At 34.7% G+C, this 26,857-nt stretch carries 24 protein-coding genes; 21 read left to right on the top strand and 3 right to left on the bottom strand.

The genetic code is table 11. The features are described from left to right. The first annotated feature begins 155 nt into the window (after positions 1-155). The 3 genes from NST60_RS23920 (at position 156) to NST60_RS23910 (ending at position 6,403) form a co-directional block, all read left to right on the top strand. Positions 156-1,457 carry a bifunctional folylpolyglutamate synthase/dihydrofolate synthase gene (locus NST60_RS23920; RefSeq protein WP_341100570.1) on the top strand — a complete coding sequence of 434 codons (1,302 nt, stop codon included), beginning with the start codon at positions 156-158 and terminating at the stop codon, positions 1,455-1,457. 193 nt (positions 1,458-1,650) lie between these two features. Beyond that, positions 1,651-3,366, top strand: a complete 1,716-nt coding sequence (locus tag NST60_RS23915) for a sensor domain-containing diguanylate cyclase (RefSeq protein WP_101730720.1) — start codon at positions 1,651-1,653, stop codon at positions 3,364-3,366. Between the two features lie 184 nt (positions 3,367-3,550). Further along, a complete protein-coding gene (locus NST60_RS23910; RefSeq protein WP_341100568.1) occupies positions 3,551-6,403 on the top strand; it encodes a vWA domain-containing protein in 2,853 nt (950 codons plus the stop codon). Between the two features lie 103 nt (positions 6,404-6,506). Here the strand turns inward: NST60_RS23910 and NST60_RS23905 are convergent, their stop codons facing one another. The 3 genes from NST60_RS23905 to NST60_RS23895 are packed head-to-tail and all read right to left on the bottom strand — an operon-like array spanning position 6,507 to position 9,629. After that, entirely contained in the window at positions 6,507-8,555 is a 2,049-nt protein-coding gene (locus tag NST60_RS23905) for a hypothetical protein (protein WP_016201727.1), read from the bottom strand. A 14-nt stretch (positions 8,556-8,569) separates the two neighbouring features. Next, the gene (locus NST60_RS23900; RefSeq protein ID WP_016201726.1) at positions 8,570-9,151 is read right to left on the bottom strand and encodes a PilW family protein; all 582 of its coding nucleotides are present in this window, start codon (positions 9,149-9,151) and stop codon (positions 8,570-8,572) included. Beyond that, entirely contained in the window at positions 9,135-9,629 is a 495-nt protein-coding gene (locus NST60_RS23895; protein ID WP_016201725.1) for a type IV pilus modification PilV family protein, read from the bottom strand. The genes NST60_RS23900 and NST60_RS23895 overlap by 17 nt, the downstream gene beginning before the upstream one ends. A 155-nt stretch (positions 9,630-9,784) precedes the next feature. Between NST60_RS23895 and NST60_RS23890 the strand changes: the two genes are divergently transcribed. From NST60_RS23890 to mreD, 18 genes are all read left to right on the top strand, one after another. Next, positions 9,785-10,984, top strand: a complete 1,200-nt coding sequence (locus NST60_RS23890; RefSeq protein ID WP_341100563.1) for a hypothetical protein — start codon at positions 9,785-9,787, stop codon at positions 10,982-10,984. Between the two features lie 24 nt (positions 10,985-11,008). Then, a complete protein-coding gene (locus NST60_RS23885) occupies positions 11,009-11,749 on the top strand; it encodes a PRC-barrel domain-containing protein (protein ID WP_341100562.1) in 741 nt (246 codons plus the stop codon). A 19-nt stretch (positions 11,750-11,768) separates the two neighbouring features. Then, positions 11,769-13,127, top strand: coding sequence for a G5 domain-containing protein (locus NST60_RS23880; protein ID WP_341100560.1), 1,359 nt, complete (start codon positions 11,769-11,771; stop codon positions 13,125-13,127). A gap of 24 nt (positions 13,128-13,151) precedes the next feature. Further along, the gene (locus NST60_RS23875) at positions 13,152-14,816 is read left to right on the top strand and encodes a GspE/PulE family protein (RefSeq protein ID WP_341100558.1); all 1,665 of its coding nucleotides are present in this window, start codon (positions 13,152-13,154) and stop codon (positions 14,814-14,816) included. An 11-nt stretch (positions 14,817-14,827) separates the two neighbouring features. Further along, complete coding sequence (locus tag NST60_RS23870; RefSeq protein WP_341100556.1) at positions 14,828-15,868, top strand: type IV pilus twitching motility protein PilT; 1,041 nt, start codon at positions 14,828-14,830, stop codon at positions 15,866-15,868. Between the two features lie 2 nt (positions 15,869-15,870). After that, positions 15,871-17,076 (top strand): type II secretion system F family protein, encoded by a 1,206-nt coding sequence (locus tag NST60_RS23865; protein ID WP_016201718.1) that lies wholly within the window; start codon positions 15,871-15,873, stop codon positions 17,074-17,076. A 102-nt stretch (positions 17,077-17,178) separates the two neighbouring features. Further along, positions 17,179-17,610: a type II secretion system protein gene (locus NST60_RS23860; RefSeq protein WP_341100555.1), complete on the top strand. Its 432-nt coding sequence runs from the start codon at positions 17,179-17,181 to the stop codon at positions 17,608-17,610. A 14-nt stretch (positions 17,611-17,624) separates the two neighbouring features. Next, entirely contained in the window at positions 17,625-18,371 is a 747-nt protein-coding gene (locus tag NST60_RS23855; RefSeq protein WP_341100553.1) for a prepilin peptidase, read from the top strand. A gap of 68 nt (positions 18,372-18,439) precedes the next feature. Then, positions 18,440-19,432 (top strand): type IV pilus biogenesis protein PilM, encoded by a 993-nt coding sequence (gene pilM, locus NST60_RS23850; RefSeq protein ID WP_341100551.1) that lies wholly within the window; start codon positions 18,440-18,442, stop codon positions 19,430-19,432. A gap of 2 nt (positions 19,433-19,434) precedes the next feature. Continuing rightward, complete coding sequence (locus NST60_RS23845) at positions 19,435-20,085, top strand: hypothetical protein (protein WP_016201714.1); 651 nt, start codon at positions 19,435-19,437, stop codon at positions 20,083-20,085. Continuing rightward, positions 20,082-20,843, top strand: a complete 762-nt coding sequence (locus NST60_RS23840) for a pilus assembly protein PilO (protein ID WP_254415469.1) — start codon at positions 20,082-20,084, stop codon at positions 20,841-20,843. Before NST60_RS23845 ends, NST60_RS23840 begins: the two co-directional genes overlap by 4 nt. Positions 20,844-20,873: 30 nt before the next feature. Then, positions 20,874-21,329, top strand: a complete 456-nt coding sequence (locus NST60_RS23835; RefSeq protein WP_341100548.1) for a type II secretion system protein — start codon at positions 20,874-20,876, stop codon at positions 21,327-21,329. Between the two features lie 101 nt (positions 21,330-21,430). After that, positions 21,431-22,531 (top strand): SPOR domain-containing protein, encoded by a 1,101-nt coding sequence (locus NST60_RS23830; protein ID WP_341100544.1) that lies wholly within the window; start codon positions 21,431-21,433, stop codon positions 22,529-22,531. A gap of 214 nt (positions 22,532-22,745) precedes the next feature. After that, the gene (locus NST60_RS23825; RefSeq protein ID WP_016201710.1) at positions 22,746-23,324 is read left to right on the top strand and encodes a Maf family protein; all 579 of its coding nucleotides are present in this window, start codon (positions 22,746-22,748) and stop codon (positions 23,322-23,324) included. Positions 23,325-23,385: 61 nt separating this feature from the next. After that, positions 23,386-24,069 (top strand): RadC family protein, encoded by a 684-nt coding sequence (gene radC, locus NST60_RS23820; protein WP_040342753.1) that lies wholly within the window; start codon positions 23,386-23,388, stop codon positions 24,067-24,069. 169 nt (positions 24,070-24,238) lie between these two features. Next, positions 24,239-25,261: a rod shape-determining protein gene (locus NST60_RS23815; RefSeq protein WP_016201708.1), complete on the top strand. Its 1,023-nt coding sequence runs from the start codon at positions 24,239-24,241 to the stop codon at positions 25,259-25,261. A gap of 21 nt (positions 25,262-25,282) precedes the next feature. Further along, positions 25,283-26,173 carry a rod shape-determining protein MreC gene (gene mreC, locus NST60_RS23810; protein WP_169188897.1) on the top strand — a complete coding sequence of 297 codons (891 nt, stop codon included), beginning with the start codon at positions 25,283-25,285 and terminating at the stop codon, positions 26,171-26,173. After that, positions 26,170-26,685 (top strand): rod shape-determining protein MreD, encoded by a 516-nt coding sequence (gene mreD / locus NST60_RS23805; protein ID WP_016201705.1) that lies wholly within the window; start codon positions 26,170-26,172, stop codon positions 26,683-26,685. Before mreC ends, mreD begins: the two co-directional genes overlap by 4 nt. Positions 26,686-26,857: the final 172 nt, after the last annotated feature.

Here is a 26,857-nt window from a genome sequence, read left to right as displayed (position 1 = left end):
GCGCTTACTGTCGGGCCTCGCCTGTCTCGTATTTCCAGTAGGATTTTTTGTGTATTTAGGCTGCTAAATAGTACTTTGTTATATACTCTTTATGTGTATTGTCTTAAAATAAATGCTGTTATAGATAAGAATTAAATTTAAAAGAGGGTGTAGGGATGTTTCATAGTTATGAAGAAGCATTAAATTGGATTCATTCTCGTTTGCGTTTTGGAATAAAGCCTGGGTTAACAAGAATGGAAATGATGATGGAGAAGTTAAACCATCCAGAAAAACAGATAAAAACAGTTCATATAGGTGGAACAAATGGAAAGGGATCTACTGTTACCTACTTAAGAAATATTCTTCAACAGGCAGGATTAACAGTTGGAACTTTTACATCTCCCTACATAGAACAATTCAATGAAAGAATCAGTGTGAACGGCAATCCAATTAGTGATGAAGAAATTCTAGCATTAGCGAGTAAACTATATCCGATTGTTGAAGAAATGGATAAAATGGAGATTGGTGGACCAACAGAATTTGAAATTATAACGGCAATGTCCTTCTACTATTTTGCTTATATGAATACAATGGATATCGTTATTTATGAGGTAGGATTAGGCGGTCGATATGATTCAACTAATATTATCACTCCTTTACTATCGATTATTACAAGTATTGGCTTAGACCATACAGCAATTTTGGGTGATACATATGCACAAATTGCATTTGAGAAAGCAGGAATTATTAAAAAGGAAGTACCGATAATTGCGGCTGTTAAACAAAAAGATGCACGAGATGTAATTGTCAAACAAGCATATGAAATGGGAGCTCCAATCTATTTATTAGATAAGAATTTTGCCATCGATGAATATTATACAGAATCCTCCGTTGAATGTTTCAGTTTAAAGTCTTCCTTTTCTACTTGGATAAATTTGCAGATTACTATGTTTGGTAGGCACCAAGTAGAAAATGCTACTTTGGCAGTTATAGGTGCTCAGCTATTACGAGAGACATATGTATCTATTAATGAAGATCATATTCGAAAGGGCTTATTGCTGTCCAAATGGCCAGGCCGTTTTGAGATTATTTCTGAAAATCCTTTAGTAGTAGTAGATGGTGCCCATAATGAAGAAGGGATAGAAGCATTAGTAGATGTGTTAGTCAATCGTTATAAAGATAAGAAGAAAAAGATTGTATTTGCAGCACTTTCTGATAAAAAAACAGATAAAATGATTCATAAACTAGATCAAGTTGCAACAGCGATAACCTTTGTAACATTTGATTTCCCAAGAGCGGCAGGCAGTAGTATGTTATATGAAGAAAGTAATCATCCGTTGAAGGAGCAAAGCAGCGATTGGAGAAAAACCATCCTATATCAATTAGAAAATAGTAAAGCGGATGAAATGTTACTTATAACAGGATCGTTGTATTTTATTTCCGAAGTAAAGACATTTTGGAATAATTTCAAGAAATAACTATTTCACAAAAAAATATATAGATTATTAGGAAAGAAAAGGGTAGTATATATTTATCAGGTTTGAAATTTGGGAATTTTAAGAATATGGTAAAATATTCTCTTTAAAGAAATAATAGAAGGATAGAATTTGTTATTAGTCGACTAAAATATAAAATAATAAGCCAATTTGTATAAATGAAAGGGGAGAGAGAATGGTTAAACCAAGCGATAAAAAATTAATATGGATAGTTTGGACACTTGTTCTCTCTTTCGGTTTGTGGTTCTCTTATCATATGTATTCACCGCAAATTCGCGGAAATGAATGGGAAATTCTTGCCTTTTTATTATTTATGACAGTTGTTGCAAGTATGCCAATGATGATAAATGGTACCCCCGTATTTTTCTTACAATGGGCTACCCTATCTGTTTTTTTAATATTTGGATTATTTATCGAAATCATCCTCGTACAAATCGCGTTATTAGCAGTCCTATATCAAGCGAAATTAGATAAAAAGACACTCTTTCGCATGCCAATGAATTCGACCATGTTTTTCCTTGTTTCCTTTTTTAGTGGCGTTATTTACTATACGCTTGGTGGTCAAAATGGATTTAATTTAGCCTTCGATCTAAAATCTTTTGGATTAATAAGTATTTATCTCATATCTTATTTATTACTTAACACTTTATGTATCTTTTTTATTGATCGGTTCATATATAAAAGAAAGCAACCTTTTCTTACAAAAGATTTGGTCTGGGAAATATTCACCACAATTATCACCTATCCAGTTGGGATAGCGTTATATATTATGTATCAATATATTGGACCTGCTGCTCTGATTTTAATTGGTGTGCCATTTATCTCCCTCTCTCTAATTTTAAAACTTTACCATTCCAGCCAGACGGCTAACGATTATTTAAAGAAAACGGCAGAAATTGGTCATCAACTTTCGCAAAATTTATATGTAAATGAAACGGTCGATTTTTTCATTGCTAAACTATATGAATTATTTAAAGTTGATTTTGTGTTTATTCATCAAGTAAATGCAAATAATCAATTAGAAATGATTTCTAGAGTAGAGCAACAAGAGAAGCTACCTGTGTTTACAGAGACGTTGCAAGAAAATGAAGGAATTAGCGGAACCGTTTTAGCCACAAAGAAAATATGCACCTACCATTCGGAGAAGGATTGGCAGAAAATAAATAAGGGGTATATGCCTGAAGGAATTCAAAGTGTATTATGTATGCCGCTTATTAAAAATAATAAAGTAATTGGTGTCCTATTACTTGGGAGCAAACAAAGGAAGGCATTTGCCGACATAAAATTAATGGTATTAGATTTATTATGTACCCAGTTTGCGATTGCTTTAGAAAATGCCAAATACTTTGAGCAGACGAAGGAAAATAGTGAAAGATGTGCTTTAACAAAGCTGTATAATTACCGCTATTTTGAAAAAATATTAAGTGAACAGTTTGTTGAATTGAATGAAAAGAAATTGGACAATCTTGCTCTAATCATGTTAGATATTGACCATTTTAAATCGGTAAATGATCAATATGGTCATCAGGCAGGAAATGAGATTTTAAAAGCTTTTGCCAAAAGGATTGAAAATCTCATTGGTGACCATGGAGTAGTTGCAAGATATGGCGGTGAAGAGTTTGTTATCTTATTAAGCAATATAGCGAAGAAAGAAGCGCTTGATTTTGCCGAATTTATCCGCAAGATGATTGCTTCTAGACCATTTGTTATTAAACAAACTATAGAAGATCGTAATCAAATAAAAAAGATAAGTATTACCGCATCACTCGGATTAGCCTGTGCTCCTGAAGATGCCGATGAACCGTTAGCTTTAATTAGACATGCAGATAGAGCGTTATATGTAGGGGCGAAAAGAGCTGGGCGAAACCGAGTTGCTAGTTATGTGAAGTAAATGTTTTGAACTTCCTTAGGAAGTTCTTTTTTTATGGTTAAATTTAATCTTAACGCCTATATTAATAGTGAGTCTATTTCCATAATAAATATCTATGCTAGTACAAAAGTACTTGTTATAATAGAGTATTATAAGCTGTATAATCCAAAAATAGTAAAAGAGTTATAGATTAGGGGTGCAATATATGAGGAGAACGAAATTAGCTAGTAAATTCTTAATAGTTCTATTTTTATTGATTTTACTTGTGCCGATACAAATAAAAGCTGCTACAGCAGCACCTGCAGTAAACTTTACCGTTACTCCATCTCAAAGTGTTATTGTAAAACCAAGTACAGGAGTAGCTCAAGGTAGCTTAGATGTACGTTTAACGCCTGTAGGAAAAGCAACGAATGCTAACCGTACTCCTGTTGATGTTGTTTTTGTTTTTGATAAGTCAGGATCAATGGATGAACTAGGGAAAAATCCAAGTAAGTTTCAAAGTGCAAAAGACGCTGTCGCAGAAGCAGTGAATATTTTTGGGACAAATCCTAATTATAATGATCGTTTTGCTCTTATTCCTTTTTCAAGCGATGTGGAAACAGATAAAATAGTTAACTTTCCAATAAAAGGGAGTAATGTTCTTAATAATGTTAATACAAATCTTAAAGAAATTCAAAATAAGGCAAATAGTTTAACTGCATATGGAGGAACTAATTATACTCAATCTATACAAAAAGCAAATGCTTTTCTTACATCAGGTAATAACAATGAAGGGAAATATGTAATATTTCTCACGGATGGTGAACCGACCTCATTGATACAGAAAGAGACTTTTGAGGATACGAAAAAAGTATGCATTAGATCCTTTTTTGGTATTTGCATTGAATATGAATCTAAAAAAGTTAGTGTAGAAGATAATGTAACTTATACTATTTATACAAATAATACTGCAACTGCCACAAGATCTGATGGTACTGTAATCTCTAGAGATTTAAACAATATCCAGAAAGCAATAAATGCTAGTATAAATAGTGAAGTCAATAAGTTAGCAGCAAATAATATTAAATTATATTCTATTGGTTTCGGAACAGATAAAGAAGTTGATATGAATTACTTGCGTAAATTATCTGAGATAACAGGTGTGACAGCCCAACAGGCATCTACAAATACGATTTCAAAAATTTTTGAGGATATCTCCCAAAAAGTTGCTACACCAACCATTTCCACAACGATTAAGATTAATGCTTCTAAGTATGGGAGTAAAGTAAAATTAGCGGACAATGCGAATGCCACAACTGATAGTGCAGGAGATATCCTTATTAAGAAAGATATTCTTTTTCCGATAAATCAGGAACCATCAGGGGCAATTGATATGTCTTTACCGCTAACGTTTAGTGAAGCAGGAACATATGTATTTGATAATATTGTCATGCAATATAAAGATCTGGATGGAAATACTCAAACGAAGTATACAAGTGCAACAATTCAAGTGAAGGCAGATGCACCAGCTAGTTTTTCTTCCACTATGACCTTAAAGAAAGAAGTTAACGAACTGAACGATTTAATTAAAACGAGTAATTCTGACGATAAAACGAATTATTTTAATGTAGAGTATATTTTAAATCCGATTGGTATTGTTAATAATTCAGTCAGTGGAAAGCTTACTCAGTTAGTGATTGAACAACCTTTATCAGACAGCGTATCTTTAGTTTCAGCAGATAATGTAAAAGAGATAAATAAAAATGGACTCAGATATGCAGTAATAACATTGCCTAATGAAGTTAATTATTCGGGTGGTAAATTTACGCCCTCTGTAATAACGAAGACCATTCAGTACAAAGTGAATTATGCTGTAAATAATTTAAGTATGCCAAGAGCAGATTTATATTTTAAAGATTCTCGTTTCACAAACACAAATGAAACAACAATATCTCCTTCCACGCAAACGATGAATATGAAGGTGCAATTAAAAGAGTCGACTGTTAATAATTATATTGGGGATGCAGCAGGGATTATCGAGAAGCGGGAACAAGAAACAAATAAGAAATTAGCTAATACGGAATTTCCAAATGACTACAATCTCGCGAATAAGCCAGTCAAAGATATGGTCTTTGAAAAGGGTTCTAACAATCAAACAATCGAAATTACTTATTCAGACAACAGTATAGCCTATTTGCACTTCTTACCTGATTTTGAATTAATCGGTCAAGATACATCAACTATCTATAAGAGTGGATCCACTTCAACGGAGTTTATCGATGCTGTCTTAACCAATAAAGTTCCAGGACATGATGTTGCTTATGCTTACAAAATCGATAATGCCTCTAATAGTACAGGTTGGAAAACTTTCAAGCCAGAAGCTAAAATTAGCATTGAAACAGCAGGCGAAAATACGATATCGATTAAAGCATCCGGTGGGTTTGCCAATAATACCGAGATAGTAAAAAAGATTAAGATTGCATGGTCAATAACTTCTATAACAATTGAGCCTAATCCTTTAGAAGTAAATGTTGGCGGTACAAAGAATTTTACGATAAAAGTGGAGCCAAGTAATGCTTCCAATATGAATTTGGATATAAGCATGGCCAATCCATCTATCTCCAGTTTAATTCCTGGCCAAAATACAATTACAGGAAACATAGCCGGAAATACAGAATTAATTGTGAAAACAACAGACGGTTCCAATATTGTGCAAAGAATTCCAGTACGTGTTATGGATCCATATGTGAAATTGGACGATATTTCATTTACAAAGCCAGTATACACGATTGAACGAAGCGATGGAACAAATCCCGATCTTATAGCAGTAGAAGATCTGTTACTCTTTCATCCATCTAATGCTACGGATAAAGATATAGAGGAAGTTTTGACTAACGCTTCTGATACAGTAGAAGTAATCAAGCAAGGTGATCAATACTATTTAAAAGCGAAAGATGTTGGATATGCAGAAATAACTGCAATCGCAGAAAAGCAAAAAGATGGTACCCAGCCAAAAGACTCTACCCTCTTTAAAGTAGTGAAAAAACGCAGTGAAGAAGGCGGCGATGGGCGCTGGTAAGCCTATAAATAGAAGGAGCTCTACCTCACAGGTAGAGCTCCATTTTAATAAGTAGAAATAGAAATGTTTGTTTAAAGCAATTTCAATTGAACGAACTATAAACTTATTCAATAACAAAGTCGTCAGGAATTATTTGTAGTCGATCCACTATAGGGAGGGCGTCTATTCCCCTCAATAACACATCCTGATCATAATCAACAATAAAGCGCGAAAGCATTCCTTCACTTGAATTTGGTATATCAGAAATCATAGAGAAAGTTCTATTGGCACGGATCGCATTTATTTCTAACGATTCTTTTGCAAAAACGCCACCTTTAATATAGAAAAGGGAGCCAACACCATATAATTCGGCACTTTGTTCCGTATAAAAGAAGGCTTTTAAAGGCTGAATGATAGTCTCTTCATCCGGTGTATAGGGAAAACCAGATTCTTTCATAGGGTTAAAATGATTAAACTCATTCATTCTTGTAATAGTTAGTTTTTCTTTAGCTAATAAAATAAGCTGTCCTATTTGAGTAGCACCTGTACGGTTATCTACATAAGGTAAGCCAAGAATATTAATGTTCGAAACAAAGGCGTCGTTTAATGTATAGACAACAGAATTAATTTTGATTATATCGTTCTCTCCTAATTCTTCATCTTTCTCATCTCCATTAATAGTAAATGAATCTAAACTGATCATATTGCTATTAAAAGAAATCGTAGTATTCAAAGGACGGATATTTATAGACTTTCCTGAGAGAATATCCCCGCTAAGGGTTATCCCATTATCGGGATTCACTTTATTGTTGGCAGCAGATTCAATATTTAAAGCACCAGCAACAAAGATATTTCCCTGCAAATTCATGTCTCCATTAAAATTGATTAAATGTAAATCGCCGGAAACGTAAATATTATCAGCTAACTTTAAATCACTGTTGCTTACCAAATATAAATCTCCATTAACAATTAACTTTTTTTCAAACGTAATCGGATAATTGCTGCTGTTAATAACGGTATCTCCATTAATATTAACTGTTTCCTGAAAGTCTAAGGGGCTATTCTCGCTTTCAATCTGAAAACTATTCGAAAGACGCTTGATAGCATCTCCTAATACAGAAGATGGTGCTTCTTGTTGAGGGACATTTTCGATTAAGTCAGCCCCACTTGAATGTCCATTAACAATCGAAGCTATTTTGTTCTTAAGAAGATCTGGCAAATTAGGTGCTTCATTTATATCTCCAATAGTAATACTGTTTAAATTATCATCTGTACTTAACATCGTATCGATTCGTTGGACAAAGGTGCGGTTGTAGTCAATATTAATAAACTGACTATCATGATTTAAAGAAGGAACTTCCCCTTTATAGAAATTATCTGCTTTGAGCTCTGTTAATAGATTGGCGGAACTACTATAAATATTACCAGTAACAGAAGGAGGGAGAGCTGCCTTTTCTTGTCTAGTCCCATTTTTCAGCTGGTATTTTGCCCGATCACTGATTTGGAGCTGATTTGCATAAATATTACCGTTAATATTGGGTGATCCATTAATAAGTAATCCTTCCTTATCATCCTCTGAAAAGGAGCCAACCGCATATTTCAAAAAGCTAGGCAAAGGAGATAGAATCACTCGTTTTTTTAACGTTCTTGTAATGCTTCCTTCTGTTTCGTTAGGATTATTCGTTACAAGAATAATTTCTAATACTCGGGTGAAATCTAAACCTCGATCAATAGAATAAGTGGTATCCTTTTCGTAAGTGTTCTTAGGGCAAGCTTTATTAGAAGGTATATCTACTGTAGTAGAATTGCTTAAATCCACGACACTTAGACAATTAATCGAATTATTATAAGTTTGATTTGTTAATATTTTATTTAAAGTTGGCATAATAACACTGGATGCAAGCTTTGTATCAAAAGTATCACTAACGACATATTGATTATCTATTTGCCTATAGTCTAAAGGTAAAGATTGTAAAGCATTGGCCATTTCATACGTTATTTCTTCGAGAACTTTTTTGCTTTCGTACGTAATGCTTATGTCCGTTTCTCTCGTTTCTACCCTTTTTGTACTGTTTATGCTAGATGCAACGATTGCGAGACCAATGGTGGTGAAAACCAATGAAATTAATAATACGGTAATAAGTGCGTTCCCTTTTTGATTCCATTTGAACATAAATTATATTCTCCTTAAAAGCCAAATTGGCTTTCTAAAGTTAAAGGTCGATTTAATCTTGCTTGATCGATAACAAAAGTGACATGGATTAAGCCACGAAGACATTGATTTTTATTTCCTTGAGCTGTTTTATTACACGTTAATCTTATTTTAGAACCAGAAAAATCACCGCTTCCTTCTAAAATTTGATTATTGATCGAAACAGAAGTAATGGTTTGGTCATTAAGTTGTTGGTCAACAAATTCGATGCTTCTCACTTTTGCGTTCTCTGGCTTTAATTCTTCTTTATTATATGTATAAAAAGAAGAGTTTTCTTTTGTATTCCTCTCAAAAACTGTTTGCTCCGTATCATATAAGCTAATTTTAGTATCCCCTTCAATCGATACATAATCAAAAGGGATGCTATTAAAGGCATTCATCATCATTGATACAGCGTAATCAGCATCGTCACGTATTTGGCCTTCGATTTGAATTTTATTATATAAAGATAAACCTGACTGAAAGACACCATAAATGACAGGCAAGACGATAGCAAGAATCGTCATGGTTGCCAACAGTTCGTATAGTGTTATTCCTTTTTCATCGAAGATCTTCACTTTTAATGGCTCCCTCCATGGATGTACTATATTCTTTATTGTTCACACTCCATGTAACAGTTACCGTTAAAGGAATGAAGAAATTACTGTAATTTTCATCTATAGTAGGCTTAATATTTACATGATAATCAATATTATTAATTTTAATAGGTGTACAGGAAGTATTAGTTTCAGTATTCCAAATGACTTTATACTCATTATTGCAGACAAATAACTCTCCTGTTGTGTCTGAATTCTTGTCTATTCTGTTTTTGATGCTAAGAAAGGAATCTTCCATTGAAGCTTGTTCCATATAGGTTAAAGCATTTCTAGCAACATTTATGCCAGCAGTCTTTTTCTGGTTAAGATTTGTGAACGAATAAGCTTGATTAAAAAAGTTCATTATACCTAATAAGATAATACTAAGGATAGTGAGAGACAATAAGACTTCTATTAATGTTAATCCCTTTGAACTAGATATCAGCTTGAAATTTTTCATATTTTCCCCTGCTTTCAAAAATGCTAATCTTATTATACAATACTAAGTAGTTATTATATGAAGAAAATTGTCAAAAAAATAATGCAAAAGTTTTAGAAAAATTACAAAAAATGTCGTATTATTAGGAGAATGATTTGAATAGAGGAGGTGTGTGAATGAGTTTATATATTTTGGCGCTTTTGTCCTTGGTTATAGTTGTGCCTGTCATGTATTTATTGCCATTAGGACTTTCGAATCGCGGGAAATTTATTACTATTGGTTTGGCATTGTGTGTTTCTGCTATCGGTATATTGTCAAGGGAGTTATTTCCTATCTGGCAAAGTATTTTAATCATGCTATTATTTCTTATTATTGCAAGTTATTTCTTGATGAAAAATTGGTCAAAGGTTCTTTTTGAACTGTCAGAAGAAGTAGCAGAATCAGTTACAGAGAATGTTCAAGAAACAATAGAAGTGAAGGATAGCAAAGCAACAACGAATAGCGTAATAGAAGAAGAGGATATAATTACCTATGTGTCAAATATAAATTCTGAAGAAATTTTAATAAATGAAGAGAATGTGACCCTAGACAAAACGGTCGACAGTTTAGATGTGGAACTTGATCTTGATGTAATAGAGAAATTGGAATTAACCGAGCAAGAGGAAGTAATTTATCCTTCTGTTGAGGAACAGGAAATTCTCGATAAGGAATTAGATGATGAAGCAGTAGAGAAAAGTTATCTCGCTGAAATTGAAAAAATGCTGGACGAAGATGCTTCTCCTGTAATCGATTTAATCGAAGATAGAAAAGAAGATGAAATCGAAGAAATACCTTTTCCTATTTACGAGGAATCGGAAGTGGCAGTTTCATCGGAAAAGAATGAACAAGAACAGCATTTGGATGATCTATCACTCGATGTTTTAGCTGAAGTGGATATAGAGGATGAAAAAATCTTAGAACAAGAAAATATAGAGGAACTGCAAGATTTTTCAGCTAAAGAAATGTTGGACGAAGTAGCAGAAATTACTATTGAAGAAGACCAAGCGAATCCGATAGAATCAGATGGTCACGAAAAAGAAAATGAGGTAAGTGGATTAGCCTATAAAATTATCAACAATACTTTATCACAATTAGAAATGATGAAGCATTCAATGGATAAGGAAAAATTTGAAATAGTGCTTAAACAGTGCTTGAAGGAGAGTATGCCTTTAAATGAATATTTCGCTTTTTCCACTTTGTTGATTGATATATATGTACAAAATAATGAAAACGATAAATTAAAAAATTTATTGTATATATTACATGATAAATTTGCGGAACAACCAATTGTATTAGAACAAATTAAATTTATGGCAGAAAAATATCTGAATGAATAATAGATAGAATAGGGGACTTATTTTATGAAAATCAGCACACAACTAAAAGGTTTACCGATTATTAGCATCTCTAATGGACAGCAAGAAGGAAATGTACAGTCATTAATCATTAATCCAGAAAAAGGCTTTGTCGATTTTTTAGCATTAGAGCAAGAAGAATGGCAAGAAAGCATTCAAGCAATACCTTTTAAAAAGGTAATCGGTGTGGGGGGATATGCTGTAACGATTGAAAGTGTAAACTCTATCATTGATTTAACACAGATTCCGATTGCGAGTGAATTGGCAAGCAAAAAAATCAATATTATTGATACAAACGTTATTACTAGAAAAGGGGAACTTGTTGGTAACGTAACGGAGTACCAAATTAATGAAGAAACAGGTGAAATTATTGGCCTTATTCTGAAAGGGCAGGAGTCTGTTATCTCATCTGAATATGTCATTACATATGGGAAAGATATCATTATTGTGAAAGAAGAAGCAGCGGAACCAATTTCTGTTCACGAAGAAGTTGTTCTTACTAATGACCACATAATTGAAAAACTACCTAAAGAAGAATTATTGGCAGAAGAGGAAGCTAGTCTTAATGGGCTGAAAGAAAAACAAAGAGAGTTATTGTTAAATAAACAAGTGACAAAAGATATTTATTCAAATGATGGTGAATTGATTGTCGCAGGAGGATCTGTATTAACATTAGAGGATATTGAAAAGGCGCAAAATGCTGGGCCAAGTGTAGTAATTGATTTATCTATGAGTGTGAATGCATAACAAAAGGAGTCATTACTTCATGAAAAACGTTCAAGGTGTAAAGCTATTTGTAGCTATCGTGGTTACGACTGCGTTTATTTTTAGTTTTTCGCATTTTGGTGCAAATGCTTATGAAAGAATCTTTTCTAACAAGGAAGGATATGCAGAGGGGACGACTGTAGCAGGCGTAGATATCTCTGGGATGAATTTAGAAGAAGCATTGCAAGTATTGAAGGCTTCTCAGAATGAATGGCTTCAGTCAACTTCTATTCATTTGAAGTATAAAGAAAAAACAGTTGAATTTGATCCGAATTTATTTACCTTCCAATTTCAAGAAAGCTTAGAAAAGCTCCATCCAGGCACAGACAATGTATTGGTTGTTTCGCTAAATCAAGATGATTTATTGGGGGTGCTTTACTCGATATCTTCATTTCTTATTGAAGAGGATGTTTTTTATACAAATAAATGGAATGATAGTTTACTCGCAATAGCTTCTCAGTTGGATAAAGGAAATCATGAACTAGCACTTCAGGAATACTTAGTCAGCCAAAAAGAAGAAGAAGTAATTTTAGCTGATACTACATTAGATGTGCAGCAAAATAAGGAAAATGTCGCTAAATGGGTGAAACAATTTCCTAGCATTGAAGTTGGGCAAGAAGATACCATTTCCTTGCTAGACTTAATAGGCAATCAGGCAGAGGGTTATTCAGATACCACATTAAGTATGGTTGCAACTGCTCTCCATCAAGTAATATTGGCTACTAATTTTACGATTGCTGAGCGCTTTACGAGTAGCCAATTAACTAATTACGCACAATTAGGCTATGAAACAAAAATCAATCAATCAAAAAAAATGGATTATCGTTTTTATAATCCGAATGCTTCTGTTTATCAGCTTCAATTTAAAATGGCTGGTAATAAGTTGTATGCTTCGTTAGTTGGTATTCCGTTTCTATTTCAATATGATGTAGTTCTTTCCGATCAAGAAACCTTTAAGCCGAAAACAGTCATCCAATTTGATTCTTTATTAGGCTTTAATGAATATAAACCAATCTCGGAAGGAACGGACGGACTATTAATCAAAGTTTATCGTGTGGCAAAAAATAGCGATGGAGTAGAAGTTAAAAAAGATTTAATGAGTGAAGACTTTTACGCTCCAATCAATAAAATAGTTGCTTCGGGATTAATCGAAGAACGAGAAACAGTTATTGATACAGATAATGTCGACGACTCAAATGACTTAAATAATAATGTTGATTCTGAAGAAAATATCGACACTGAAGATAATGATTCCGGTAATCAAACAACAGAGGGTTCTACAGAGACGGACTCGAACAGCCAAAATCCAGAAGGCGTAAAGGAAGAGATTCCGCAATCAGAAGTAGATATGCAAAAATAAGCATAGAAATCAGAGGATAAATCAATGAAACAAATACGAAAGCGTTTAGGAGACTTGTTGGTGGAAGCTGGCTTGTTGACAGAAGATCAATTGCAGCAAGCACTTAAAGATAAGCATCCGGATCAAAGGCTTGGAGATAGTTTGCTTCAAAAAGGTTATATTACGGAACAACAATTAATTGAAGTGTTGGAATTTCAATTAGGTATTCCGCATGTCAGTTTGTATCGATATCCCTTTGATCCTAAGCTATTTACCATCATTTCAAAGGAAACAGCGAAAAGACAATTAATAATTCCGCTTAAAAAAGAAGGCGAAAAGTTATATGTTGCAATGGCTGATCCGATGGATTTCTACACAATAGATGATTTGCGTTTATCTACCGGTTTTCAAATTGAGACAGCTATTGCAACGAAAGATGATATTTTAAGAGCGATCAATAAATATTACGATATGGATGAAGGCTTTGAAGAGTTGCTGTCCGATAATGGGACAATTGGCGAAGATGTGAGTGGAAGTGTGGCGGAACAACAAGATACACCGATTGTCCGCTTAGTAAACCAGATATTATCGAATGCTGCAACCTTAAAAGCTAGTGATATCCATGTTGATCCTCAAGAAACGAAAGTCGTAATCCGTTATCGGATAGATGGCGTTCTACGTGTAGAAAGAGTCTTGCCGAAGCATATGCAGAGTGTATTAATTGCGCGTTTAAAGATTATGGCAAACTTGGATATTACCGAGCACCGTATTCCGCAAGATGGAAGAATGAAGTTTAATCTAGACTTTCATCCTATTGATCTCCGTGTGTCTACGCTTCCTACTGTTTTTGGGGAAAAAGTAGTTATGCGTATTTTGGATCTCGGAAGTGCACTAAATGATTTAAATAAGCTTGGGTTTAATAAAGTAAATTTGTCTAGATTTACAAATCTGATTGAAAAACCAACAGGTATCATTCTTATTACAGGTCCTACAGGTTCTGGTAAATCCTCGACGCTTTATGCAGCACTAAACCGTTTGAACAGTGAAGAAATCAATATTATTACAGTTGAAGATCCGGTTGAGTATCAGTTAGAAGGAATTAACCAAATTCAAGTAAATACCAATGTAGGAATGACCTTTGCTACAGGATTACGGGCAATTTTGCGTCAGGATCCTAATGTAATTATGGTTGGAGAGATTCGCGATAAAGAAACAGCCGAGATAGCCGTCCGGGCTTCTTTAACCGGTCACCTTGTATTAAGCACCTTGCATACAAATGATTCACTTGGTTCTGTTACAAGGCTATTAGATATGGGGGTAGAGCCGTTTTTAGTAGCTTCATCGGTAACAGGGATAGTCGCTCAACGTCTCGTTCGCAGAGTGTGTAGAGACTGTGGACAAGTTCATGCTGCCACAGTAAGAGAAAAAGAAATCTTCGCAAAACGAGGGCTGACTATTGATAAAGTTGTCAGAGGCAAAGGCTGTGCTTCTTGTAATATGACTGGTTACAAAGGAAGGGTAGCAATCCATGAAGTATTAGTCATGAATGATGAAATGAAAAAAGTCATTATGAATGGTGAATCATTCACCATGCTGCGCGATCTTGCCATGAAAGCAAAAACAATTTTCCTTATTGATGATGGATTATTAAAGGTAAAGCAAGGAATTACGACAACAGAAGAAGTATTAAGAGTAGCTATCCCTGATTAGGAGGGACATCATTGAATAATAATATTGATTACTTATTGAGAGTAGGCTTTGAATTAAAAGCCTCTGATATCCATTTAACAGTTGGTGTTCCCCCTGTTATGAGAATAAATGGAGATTTAAAGCGATACGGGAAAAATAATTTAGCACCAAATGATACTGAAATAATGGCTCAAACGATGATTCCTGAGAAACTGTGGGAAGTATTCGAAGACAGAGGGGAACTTGACTTTTCCTATAGTTTAAAAGGAGTATCTAGATTTAGGGTCAACGTTTATAAGCAAAGGGCATGTATTTCATTGGCGATACGAGTTGTGCCTACGTCTATCCCTAGTCTAGATGATTTAAAGCTTCCGAATATTTTAAAGAAAATTGCAGAAAAGCCACAAGGACTTATTTTAATTACTGGACCAACAGGCAGTGGGAAATCAACGACCTTAGCAGCGATGATTGCTTATATGAATGAAAATATGAGAAAGCATATTATTACTCTGGAGGATCCAATTGAGTATTTGCATAAGCATGGAAAATGTATTATTGATCAACGAGAAGTTGGATTTGATACGAATAATTTTGCCAATGGCTTACGAGCATCCTTGCGCCAAGACCCTGATGTAATTCTTGTTGGAGAAATGCGTGATTTAGAAACGATTCAAACAGCTATTACTGCAGCAGAAACAGGGCATTTGGTGTTAGGGACACTTCATACGTCAAGTGCTCCAGCAACTATTAACCGGATAATTGATGTATTTCCGCCGGTCCAGCAGGATCAGATACGAATTCAGTTGGCTTCTGTTCTAGTAGGTATAGTAGCCCAACGACTTTTCCCTACACCAGATAAATCGAGAAGGGTTTCAGCAACCGAGATTCTTGTTAACAATTCAGCTGTAGCCAATTTGATTCGCAATGAAAAAATCCATCAGATTTTAAACATTATGCAAACGTCGAAAGCAGCAGGAATGCATACATTGGAAAGCAATGTAAAAGAATTAGCCCAAGCTGGAGCCATTTTAAGAGAGGCTGCACTTCCTTATCTTCAAGAAAAGGAGCAATAAATATGGCCCGCTATAAATATGCAGGAAGAGATCGAAAAGGAAAAAAACAAGGGGTAGTAACAGCTGGATCTAAACGAGAAGCGATGGTGCAGTTAAAAGAAAAAGGGATTAAGGTAACCGAAATAAATGAAATCCCTGAAACGCTATTAACAAAGGAAATTTCATTTGGCAGCCCAGTAAAACTACAAGACTTTGTAATATATTTACGCCAATTCGCCACACTAATAAAAGCAGGGATATCGGTAGTAGATGCGACTGCTATACTTGCTGAACAAACGGAAAGTAAGGCCTTGCGAAAAGCGTTACTAGCGGTTGAGCAGGATTTAAAAGATGGAAATCCTTTATCTGTAGCTACAGCGAAACATAAAAAAGTGTTCTCCAGTATGTTTGTCAATATGATTCGCGCCGGAGAAGCTACAGGAAGCATGGATGAAACATTAGAAAGACTAGCTAATCATTTTGAGAAGCAGCATTATACGAAGCAGAAAATCATATCAGCCCTTACGTATCCTATTGCAATTGCAATTATTGCATTTATCGTTGTTATATTCTTGTTGGTAAGTGTAGTGCCAACATTTGTGGACATGTTTGCTGATTTTGATAGTGAGTTACCAGCAATTACCCAATTCGTTCTTTCGGCAAGTAGCTTTATGCAAAAGTTTTGGTGGCTAGTATCTTTGCTGTTGATCGCCGTTATTATTGCAATAATGGTTATTCGTAATAATAAAGCATCTAAGTATTATCTTGATTATTTTCTGTTAAGAGTGCCGATTTTCGGAAAAATCTTGCAGAAAGCAGCGATTGCGAGAATGACGCGAACACTTAGTTCTTTGTTTTCGAGCTCTGTCCCCATTTTACAGGCAATCTCAATTGTCGAAAGGGTTATTGAAAATGAAGTAATGGCAAAAGTCCTCGTTCAGTCAAGAAGTGCGCTAGAACAGGGGCAGTCATTAACTGTCCCAATGAAAGCCCATTGGGTGTTTCCACCCCTCGTGACACAAATGATAGCAATAGGCGAAGAAACAGGATCATTAGATGAGATGCTTTCAAAAGTAGCAGATTTCTATGAAAAGGAAGTAGATACCGCAACAGATCGATTAAAATCGTTGATTGAACCCATTATGATTGTTTTTCTTGCAAGCATTGTTGGAACCATTGTGTCATCTATCCTAATACCAATGTTTGAGATTTTTAATCACGTCCAATAATTTCTAAGGATTTATTGAAAAAAAGATATAATTAGAACAATCTATCTAGTATAATAGTAATAGATTTAAAACAAAAAATGACAATTAAAAGGAGATAAATACATGCGTCAATTAATCAAACAAACTATAAAAAATGAAAAAGGTTTAACACTTATCGAGTTACTAGCAGTTATTGTAATTTTGGGGATTATTGCAGCGATTGCAGTGCCTAGTATCGCTGGGATTATTCAGAATTCTAAAGAAGATGCGGTGAAGGCAGATGCTATTACAGTACTGAACGCAGCCAAAAACTATGTAGCAGCTAATGATATTCCAAATGATGGTGAAATTGATCAGGCGGAACTCCAAAGCTATGTAAGTGGTTTAAAGACAACGTTTGGTGATTATGTGGTTACAAGTACAGATGGTATAAATTTTACTTTAACAACTACTGATAAAGTTGCAGCAGGGAAAAAGTTCATTAAATTCACTGCGGCATCTATTGACGATATTAATAATGATACTGCAAGCAAAGTAATTGTAACAGATAATTAATAGTAGGTTAGAAAATGATCCATCTACTAATCTTCCTATACGGCATAACCCTTGGTTCGTTTTACAACGTAGTTGGCTTAAGGGTTCCTATAAATGAATCGATTGTTAGACCAAGATCTCATTGTTCAAGCTGTGGACGAACGTTATCGGCGATGGAGCTTGTACCAGTTTTAAGTTATGTATTATTAAGGGGGAAATCAAAATGCTGTAAAGCATCGATTTCCCCCTTCTATCCTATATTTGAGCTTTTAACGGGTGTTCTCTTTGTCATAAGTCCATTACTGCTTGGCTGGAGTTCCGAGCTGTTTGTATCATGGACACTGATTTCCTTGTTTATCATTATTACGGTAGCTGATTTAAAATATATGATTATCCCTGATAAAGTATTGCTGGTTTTTTCGGTTATTTTTATAATCGAACGATTTTTCATCCCGTTGCATCCTTGGTGGAATTCTTTACTTGGTGCAGTGGTTGGATTTACGCTTCTCCTCATTATTGCCATTGTTTCAAAAGGGGGAATGGGCGGAGGAGACATCAAGCTTTTTGCGGTAATTGGCTTTGTTTTAGGAATTAAGTTACTTTTTGTTGCCTTTTTTCTTTCTACTTTCTTAGGAACAATCGGAGGTCTTATCGGAATGGCTCTTGGTAAATCGAAAAAGAAACAACCTATTCCCTTTGGTCCTTATATTGCTCTAGGAACACTCATCGCTTACTATTTTGGTAATTCAATTATCCAATGGTACTTAAACATTGTCCTTTAAAACAGCTAAAAGGTCTTTTGGAAGGGAATTTTTCTTCCTCCATCTAGTAACAATAAGGAGTTTTCAATATGGCACTAAATTTTAATTTTGGCAAAAAGAGAGTGGTTAGCTTAACGATAAAGGATCATGTTATTCGATATGTGGAAATGAAGAATTCCCAAGATGCTTCTGTGCAAAGTTTTGGAGAGCGTTTTTTGCCGCCTGGATTGATTCATGATGGAACTATTCAGGATGTCGAAAATTTTCTGTGGATTCTAGAAGAATGTATGGATGAATGGAAACTATCGAAGAAACAAGTTCGCTTCTTAGTTCCAGATTCTTCGATTGTCATTCGAAAGCTTCCTATTCCAGAAGATGTGAGTGAAGATGAAATTAAAGGTTATTTGTATATGGAACTTGGAACATCGATCCATTTGCCATTCGAGGATCCTGTTTTTGATTATTACTTGTTGAAAGAAAAAGAAAAAAATAAACAGCAAATTATTTTATTTGCTGCACCTGAAGAAAGTGTTGCACAATATGCAGATCTATTAGAAGAGGCAAAATTATCTCCGCAATCTGCCGATATTTCCGCTTTAGCACTCTATCGTTACTTCTTTCATTCTAATAAAGTGGAAGCTGATGAAAATATCATGTTAGTTGAAATCGATATTAAAACAGTAAACGCCAGCATTTTTGAAGAACATTATCCTTTATTGATGAGACATTTATTACTAGAAATCGATGAACAACAGTGGACCATTACGACAGATGAGCATTTGCAAGAAGAAAAGCTGACATTTACAGGTGATAAGGCTGAGATTTGGAATGGTCTTGAGGATGTTTATAAAGAATTGGAAAAAGTGATGAGCTTTTATCGCTATACTTTAAATAAAGGCGACAAACAAGTGACAAAATTAGTAGTAGCAGGAGACCATCCATGGCATTCTACGATTGTAGAAAGTATAGAGAACCGTTTTGATATTCCTGTTCTTGCATTAAAAGTGAACCAAACAGTTTCTAACAAGCCTATACCATCAAGTTTTCTTTTAAACATTGGTTTAGGATTAAAAGAGGTGTAAAAATGTTAGTAGAAATAAACCTCCTTCCTAAAAAAGAACCAAAGAGAAAGTCACAATTACTTTGGGTTATCCTAGCTTTATTGATTACTTTATTATTAATAGGCTTATTTATCTGGCAGTCTACGACCAAAAAGGCTGAATTAGAGGCAACAGAAAACTCGTTAGAGATGACGACAAATCTTGTTAATACGTACAATCAGAAGTTAGATAACTACAAAAATTCAGAGTCTGTCCAAAGCCTTGAGTCAGCCATAAATTGGGCGAATAATCAATCAGTGGATTATGTTCTCTTCTTGCAAGAATTAACAAAAAACTTGCCCGAAAGAGGCTTTATTCAAGAATTAAAGGTATCGGATGATCTTACAACAAGTATGATTATACAGTTCGATACAAAAAGTGATGCAGCTTATTATTTAAATTCCTTACTAGATATTAGCTGGGTCGATGAGGCTCTTTTAACGGAAGCGAAATCAACAGACACACTTGAAAATAAAATTAGCGATCAAGTGGATCAAGCGATTGATATTTTGAAACAAGCTGAAGTGGAACCACGCTATTTTGCTAGTTATGAATTTGTACTAAATAAAGCAAAGCTGCGAGACGAAATGGAAAAGAAAAAAGAAGATAATGAAAAAGGGGAGGATTCCCCATGAGATTAAGTGATCATAAGCCACTCGTGTTCTTTTCTCTCAGTATGATTCTCTTAGTATTAGCAGCTTTATATAGTTATTATTTCTATTTAATGCCTTTATACAATGACGTAAATATGAAAAAAACAGAGTTGCAAATGGCAGAGCAACAAGCGAATATTTTGGAATCTAAACTAAAGACGACTGGTTCAGAAGCAAATACAAACACTATCGAGTTGCAGAAAAAGGTACCTGTGAAACGTTTGTTAGAACAGGCACTCCTTGAAATAGAAAAAGCAGAGATTATTTCTGATACGAATATTATCGAAATGAGTATAAATGGAACCGACACAGAAGAAGTGACAAATGGAGAGCTTACTACAGCCGATCAAGCAATCAGTGATGCAAATAAGCAAGAAAATGAGGACGCGGATGAAAAGACAAATACGGAAGAGATTGTTCTTCCAAGTGGTATTCATCAAACTTCAATCAACATTATTGGTGAAGCATCTACTTATTTCGAACTAGAGCGATTTATCGAAAAAATTGAAGCTTCCAACCGTATTATGACTATTGATTCGTTAAGCATTACAGGGCCAAAAGAGATTACATCAGTTGAAGAAAGTGATCAAGTGATAGACTTCGAACTAACAGTGTCTATTTATTACTATCCAGCATTAAATGATTTAATAGAGGATCTTCCTCGATTAGATACTCCTAAAGTATCTGAACGAAAGAATCCTTTTGATACCGGAACATTAGAAAATAGTAAAGATGAATAGTGGAACCGTAAAAAGAAGGTGGGTCTAGCAATGCTAAAAACTAGACTAAATGATAAGGGACTAACCCTAATGGAGTTGCTTGCTGTTCTTGTCATTCTTGGCATAATAGCTGCGATAGCGATTCCTTCTGTTCTGAAAGTAATAGGAGATATGCGTGATCGAGCTTTTATCGCAAACGCATGGAATATGAAAGAAGCTACTGATTTTTATATTAAAGAAGCAACAACTAGTGGAACGGATGCAAAAGAGAGAATTACTTATCATGAACTTGTCGAAAGTGGTTATATGGGAACATTTAATGATCCGGATACAGACCGCGAACTAGTTCCTTCTGCTAAAAGCTATGTAACCATTCAAAATAACATAGCTATTGCAGTTTGTTTAAAAGGGGAAAATCGAAAGCTTTGTACAGAGGAAGATGGAGTAGAGCAAGCAATTCAATATAAGGACCTTTCCCCAAGTCAGATTGTGTCTAACAACAACTGAATTTGACGAAATCATTCTATAACAAGACGACAAAAGTCTTGTTATTTTTTTTTATTTGTATGATAGGATAAACAAAATAAATGAAAATGGGGGTAGGACGAGTGAGTGAAAAACCGGAGAATCGAAAAACAATAACGATTAAAATCAACGGGAAAGACCGTCCATTCCAAAATAAGGATACAGATGAAGCGGTGGAGCGGAAGCAGCCTTCTGTTTTTCATAAGGATCAAAATAACGAGAATAAAGAAAAAGATTATTTTAGGGAAGAGTCAGCAGCCGGTCAAGAAACAGAGGTAGAAGAAAGTTTTGATTGGATTCTTCCGGAACCAGAGGAAGCACCAGCAAAAAATAAAGAAAAAAGTTTATTTGCCTTTCAATCTCCTCTTACTAAAAAGGACAAGCCAGCATTATTAAAGAACAGTAAAGCAAAAGAAGGTAAGAAAAAAAGCTTGCCGAAAGGAATCGTTGCGTCTATTTTCTTTGCCGTTTTTTTTGCGGTTATTTTGGGAACGAGCTTTGGATTTATTTTATTAAATATGGTGAGTAGTGATCAGAGCGCTGCAACAAATGGAAATATAACGGCTTCAGCCAATAATTCTTCCGATACTTCCAAAGGTGGACAAGCTTCTGCTGCAACGGAAATCGCCACGAAAGCAGATATCACTACTTATGTCCTTCAAAAAGGCGTCTTCTCTAATGAAGAGCGAGCAAAAATCGAACAAAAAAAATTAACCGATGCAGGAAAAACGAGTCAAATTATCTCGATTGATGAAAAGCAGTTCCTTTTAATAGGGGTTGTCAGTAATTTGGAGAATGCAAAAGCTTGGCAAAAGCAAGTAAAAGATACTTATGCAAAAGAGATGGTCTTTAATGGTAATGAGATAGAGAATGTGTCTAAGGAAGAAAAGGGGGTAATAGAAGCTTCTTCAGCCATTTATTATTCTATTCTTCAAATTGTCACAAGTGTTCAGTTTGATAAATCCATTTCTACGGAAGAGAAAAGTAAGTTAGAGAAAGCACTCGCTATCGTGGAGGAGAAAAAAATCTCTAATTTTTCGAATGAAAAGGTTCAAAAAATGGCGACCCATCTTGCCATGGGAGGGGAGCTTACGATGAAACTAACGAAAAATAGTAGTGAGAAAGAGATAGAGGCAATTCAACAGCAATTGTTAAACTATTTAGCCGCTTATGTAGCGCTGTAAAATTTAAGAGGGAGCGTAAAGTTTAAAAAACTAACGCTCCTTTTTATTATTTTAGGATAAAAAAATAATTTTATAAATATTTCTACAAATTTCGTCATATTACATTTTATTTACTATTCGATAAAAAATTCAGTTTCAAAATTGTGTATCCTGCGATTCTTTGATAGGATTAGTGTGTATCTCTCAATTTGAAAATAAGTAGGTAGGTGTAATCATGTTAAAGCAAACCCTCATATTGGCCTCTTCTTCTCCTCGACGAAAAGAGCTCCTTGAAGAACTCCAAATACCATTTGTTATATCTAGTAGTAATGTAGATGAAAGCTTTGACCCTTCTCTTTCACCAGAAAAAATTGTAATTGATTTAGCGGAAAGAAAAGTGGAAGCCATTTATTTGAATAACCAACACTCATTTATTCTAGGTGCCGATACGGTAGTATGTCTAGATGGTGTTATATTAGGAAAGCCTACTTCGAGAGAGGATGCGTCTCGCATGCTAAGTGAGCTTTCAGGCAAAACGCATTCTGTATATACTGGTGTCGCCATCATGGCAAATGGAATATGTTCCACATTTTATGAAAAAACTGACGTGTTATTTTGGGAATTAACAGATGAAGAAATACACGATTATCTAGACACCGGGGAACCATTTGATAAAGCAGGTGCGTATGGAATTCAAGGAGTAGGCAGAACGCTTGTGAAAGAAATTAAAGGAGATTATTTCACCGTAGTTGGTCTTCCAATTTCTCGAACGGTACGCGAATTGAAAGCGCATGGCTTCCATCTGCCTAAGTAAATCAAAGGGTCCCTAATTCTCTTCTTCCCAAAATCAAAGATAAGGGAGGAACGAATAAAGAATGGATTCGTTGTTAATAAAAGATTTTCCAAATGATGAACGACCAAGAGAACGTTTTATTAAACAGGGGCCAGAAAGCTTAGCAAATCATGAGCTAATTGCTTTATTGATTCAAACAGGTTCCAAAAATGAATCAGTATTAACGTTAGCGAACAAGCTTTTAATTCATTTTGATGGCCTTCGTCTATTAAAGGATGCAAGTCTTGATGAGTTAAAAGCAATCAAAGGGATTGGAACGGCAAAAGCAATTCAATTGATGGCAGCAATTGAATTAGGCAGACGTGTCTCCAATTTAGAATTTACCGATCGATATTGTATTCGGTCACCAGAAGATGCTGCTAAATATATGATGAACGAAATGAAATTTTTATCGCAAGAACATTTTATTTGCTTATATTTAAATACGAAAAATCAAGTGATGCATAAGCAAGTAGTTTTTATTGGGAGTTTAAATGCTAGCATTGTCCACCCAAGGGAAGTATTTAAAGAAGCATTTCGTAGATCGGCTGCTTCCATCATCTGTCTCCATAATCATCCATCAGGTGATCCATCCCCAAGCAGAGAAGATATTGAAGTAACGAAGCGATTAGTTGAATGCGGAAAAATTATTGGGATTGATTTGCTAGATCATATCATAATGGGGGAAAATAAATTTATCAGCTTAAAAGAAAAAGGCTACGTATGATACTATTCTTTTTTGTTGAAATAAGCTATAATATAATTTATGATTTTTTGGGTATTTATGTCTAAACATGACAAAATATAGATAAGTAATAATAAAAAGATAATTACAAAGAGGAGAATATCTACCTACTTTATAATATTGCATTAGTTTCAGAAAGGGAGATACATTTATGTTAGGTTTTGGAACAAGAGATCTTGGAATTGATTTAGGAACAGCGAATACGCTAGTTTATGTAAAGGGTAAAGGAATTGTACTAAGAGAACCTTCTGTTGTTGCACTGCAAACAGATACAAAGAGCATTGTAGCTGTAGGAAACGATGCGAAGAATATGATTGGTAGAACACCAGGGAATGTTGTAGCATTACGTCCAATGAAGGATGGGGTTATTGCTGATTATGAAACAACAGCAACGATGATGAAATACTATATTAAGCAAGCAACAAAGAATAAAGGTTATTTTTCTGGTAAGCCATATGTTATGGTTTGTGTACCATCAGGGATTACAGCAGTAGAAGAAAGAGCGGTAATCGATGCAACACGCCAAGCTGGTGCAAGAGATGCTTACACGATTGAAGAGCCTTTTGCTGCTGCAATTGGAGCAAATCTTCCAGTATGGGAGCCAACTGGTAGTATGGTAGTTGATATCGGTGGGGGTACAACAGAAGTAGCAATTATCTCTCTTGGTGGTATTGTAACTAGTCAATCGATTCGAATTGCTGGTGATGAAATGGATGACGCAATCGTTAACTATATTCGCAAAACATATAATTTAATGATTGGGGAACGAACTTCTGAAAGTATTAAAGTGGAAATTGGAAGTGCTGGAAATCCAGATCAAATTGAAAATATGGATATTCGCGGGAGAGACTTATTAACAGGTCTGCCGAAAACCATCAAAATTACTGCAGATGAAATTGCTAAAGCATTAAAAGATACAGTAGCAGCAATAGTTGATGCAGTTAAAGTTACATTAGAAAAGACACCTCCAGAACTTGCAGCAGATATTATGGATCGTGGAATTGTTCTAACAGGTGGTGGAGCATTGCTTCGAAATCTTGACAAAATTATTAGTGAAGAAACAAAAATGCCTGTTGTTATAGCAGAAGATCCATTGGATTGTGTGGCTATTGGAACTGGTAAAGCTTTAGATCATATTCATTTATTCAAAAATAAAGCAAAAGATTCACGATAATTTTATTAGAGGTGTATAAGCATGCCACAGTTTTTTATGAATAAACGCCTGATTATTTTGCTTGTTAGCATCATTATTCTCGTGGCATTAATAGGGTTTTCATTGAGTGATCGAAATAAATTAACCTGGCCGGAGCAGTTCGTAAAAGATACAACCGGCTGGGTTCAAACCCTTGTATCTAGACCTGCCCATTTTGTGGTGGGTTTTGTTGATAATGTCAAGTCATTACAAGATACATATAAAGAGAATAAAGAATTGAAGGCAAAGCTAGAGGAAAATGCTCAGCTTAAATACCAGGTTCAAGGTCTCAAAAAAGATGTACAAGCACTACAGGACACATTGGAAGAAAAAGAATCTTTAAGTGATTATACGCTCATGAAAGCAACGGTAATTCGTAGAAATCCTTCCCAATGGACAGAGTTAGTTACCATCAATAGAGGAGATAACGATGGTGTCGAGAAAAATATGGCTGTTATTACTTCTGCTGGATTAATTGGGAAAATAAAATCAGTGGCTCCTAATACGGCAACTGTACAGCTACTTAGTTCTGAAGATCCTGCTAATCGTATTTCTGTTTTTATTCAGCCTAAAGAAGACGAAAAAAAGAATAAAAGTAAAACAGAAGTGTTTGGTATTATTGCTGATTATGATAAAGAAACAAAGCAATTAATTATGACTTGGGAAGAAGTTCCAAATGGTCTGAAAGTGGAAAAAGGACAGCTTGTTACGACTTCAGGAATGGGTGGAGTCTTTCCGAAAGGGTTAGCTATTGGAACAGTAGAAAAAGTAGAGCCAGATGAAAATGGACTTCAGAAAAAAGTGTTTATCAAGCCAGCAGCAGATTTCTATGATATTGAACATGTAATGGTAGTAGACAGGGCAGCGTTATCTCCTGAAGAGGAAGAACAATGAGGAAAGTTTTAATTGGCTGTTTAATTTCATTCATGTTTATTTTAGAAAGTGTTTTTCTCGAATTGCTACCAACAGACCCATTCGGAAAAAATTGGATTTTCGTACCGTATTTTTTGCTGATTACCATACTTTTCTTTTCCGTTTATGGAAATAGAAACGTCGGCGTTCTCTATGGCTTTGTTTTTGGACTGCTTTTTGATATTGTTTATACAGAAATTTTAGGTATCTATTTTTTTGCATTCCCTTTTATCATTTATATTTTCAATAAATTAATGAAAATTTTCCATAGTAATATTGTCGTTGTTTCCGTCATGAGCTTACTTGCTGTTTCTGCTTTAGAAATGATTGTTTATCAAGTGATAAAAGTGATAAATCTGACAACCATTGATTTTGCGAGTTTCTTGCATTTAAGACTTTTGCCATCTTTAGGGTTGAATTTAGTATTTATCGTGATTGTCGCATACCCTTATAAACGTTTATTTGAGAAGTATGCAGCAGAGTTAAAAGAATGATATAGTTAGAAAGAATGGAAAAATGGAAATAAATTTCAGGTTGGGCATGTAGGTTGTCTTCGATCTGAAATTTATTTGCCTTGTGACTGTTTGTCTTCAGTCTTTTTAAGAAATATATTTGGCTTGAAAAGGAATTTTAAAAGTGTTTGTCGAATGATATTAAAAAGGATAG

Source organism: Niallia sp. FSL W8-1348 (genome assembly GCF_038006745.1).
GTDB lineage: Bacteria > Bacillota > Bacilli > Bacillales > Cytobacillaceae > Niallia > Niallia alba.
The sequence above is the reverse complement of the archived record's forward strand: the minus strand, read 5'-3'. Positions and strand labels throughout refer to the sequence as shown.

Coding starts and splice junctions, on each gene's coding strand:
- NST60_RS23815 (WP_016201708.1), top strand. CDS start 24,239: ATGTTAGGTTTTGGAACAAGAGATCTTGGAATTGATTTAGGAACAGCG.
- NST60_RS23875 (WP_341100558.1), top strand. CDS start 13,152: ATGAAACAAATACGAAAGCGTTTAGGAGACTTGTTGGTGGAAGCTGGC.
- radC (WP_040342753.1), top strand. CDS start 23,386: ATGGATTCGTTGTTAATAAAAGATTTTCCAAATGATGAACGACCAAGA.
- NST60_RS23835 (WP_341100548.1), top strand. CDS start 20,874: ATGCTAAAAACTAGACTAAATGATAAGGGACTAACCCTAATGGAGTTG.
- NST60_RS23880 (WP_341100560.1), top strand. CDS start 11,769: ATGAAAAACGTTCAAGGTGTAAAGCTATTTGTAGCTATCGTGGTTACG.
- NST60_RS23840 (WP_254415469.1), top strand. CDS start 20,082: ATGAGATTAAGTGATCATAAGCCACTCGTGTTCTTTTCTCTCAGTATG.
- NST60_RS23895 (WP_016201725.1), bottom strand. CDS start 9,629: ATGAAAAATTTCAAGCTGATATCTAGTTCAAAGGGATTAACATTAATA.
- NST60_RS23915 (WP_101730720.1), top strand. CDS start 1,651: ATGGTTAAACCAAGCGATAAAAAATTAATATGGATAGTTTGGACACTT.
- mreD (WP_016201705.1), top strand. CDS start 26,170: ATGAGGAAAGTTTTAATTGGCTGTTTAATTTCATTCATGTTTATTTTA.
- NST60_RS23920 (WP_341100570.1), top strand. CDS start 156: ATGTTTCATAGTTATGAAGAAGCATTAAATTGGATTCATTCTCGTTTG.
- pilM (WP_341100551.1), top strand. CDS start 18,440: ATGGCACTAAATTTTAATTTTGGCAAAAAGAGAGTGGTTAGCTTAACG.
- NST60_RS23885 (WP_341100562.1), top strand. CDS start 11,009: ATGAAAATCAGCACACAACTAAAAGGTTTACCGATTATTAGCATCTCT.
- NST60_RS23910 (WP_341100568.1), top strand. CDS start 3,551: ATGAGGAGAACGAAATTAGCTAGTAAATTCTTAATAGTTCTATTTTTA.
- NST60_RS23825 (WP_016201710.1), top strand. CDS start 22,746: ATGTTAAAGCAAACCCTCATATTGGCCTCTTCTTCTCCTCGACGAAAA.
- NST60_RS23860 (WP_341100555.1), top strand. CDS start 17,179: ATGCGTCAATTAATCAAACAAACTATAAAAAATGAAAAAGGTTTAACA.
- NST60_RS23890 (WP_341100563.1), top strand. CDS start 9,785: ATGAGTTTATATATTTTGGCGCTTTTGTCCTTGGTTATAGTTGTGCCT.
- NST60_RS23855 (WP_341100553.1), top strand. CDS start 17,625: ATGATCCATCTACTAATCTTCCTATACGGCATAACCCTTGGTTCGTTT.
- mreC (WP_169188897.1), top strand. CDS start 25,283: ATGCCACAGTTTTTTATGAATAAACGCCTGATTATTTTGCTTGTTAGC.
- NST60_RS23865 (WP_016201718.1), top strand. CDS start 15,871: ATGGCCCGCTATAAATATGCAGGAAGAGATCGAAAAGGAAAAAAACAA.
- NST60_RS23905 (WP_016201727.1), bottom strand. CDS start 8,555: ATGTTCAAATGGAATCAAAAAGGGAACGCACTTATTACCGTATTATTA.
- NST60_RS23845 (WP_016201714.1), top strand. CDS start 19,435: ATGTTAGTAGAAATAAACCTCCTTCCTAAAAAAGAACCAAAGAGAAAG.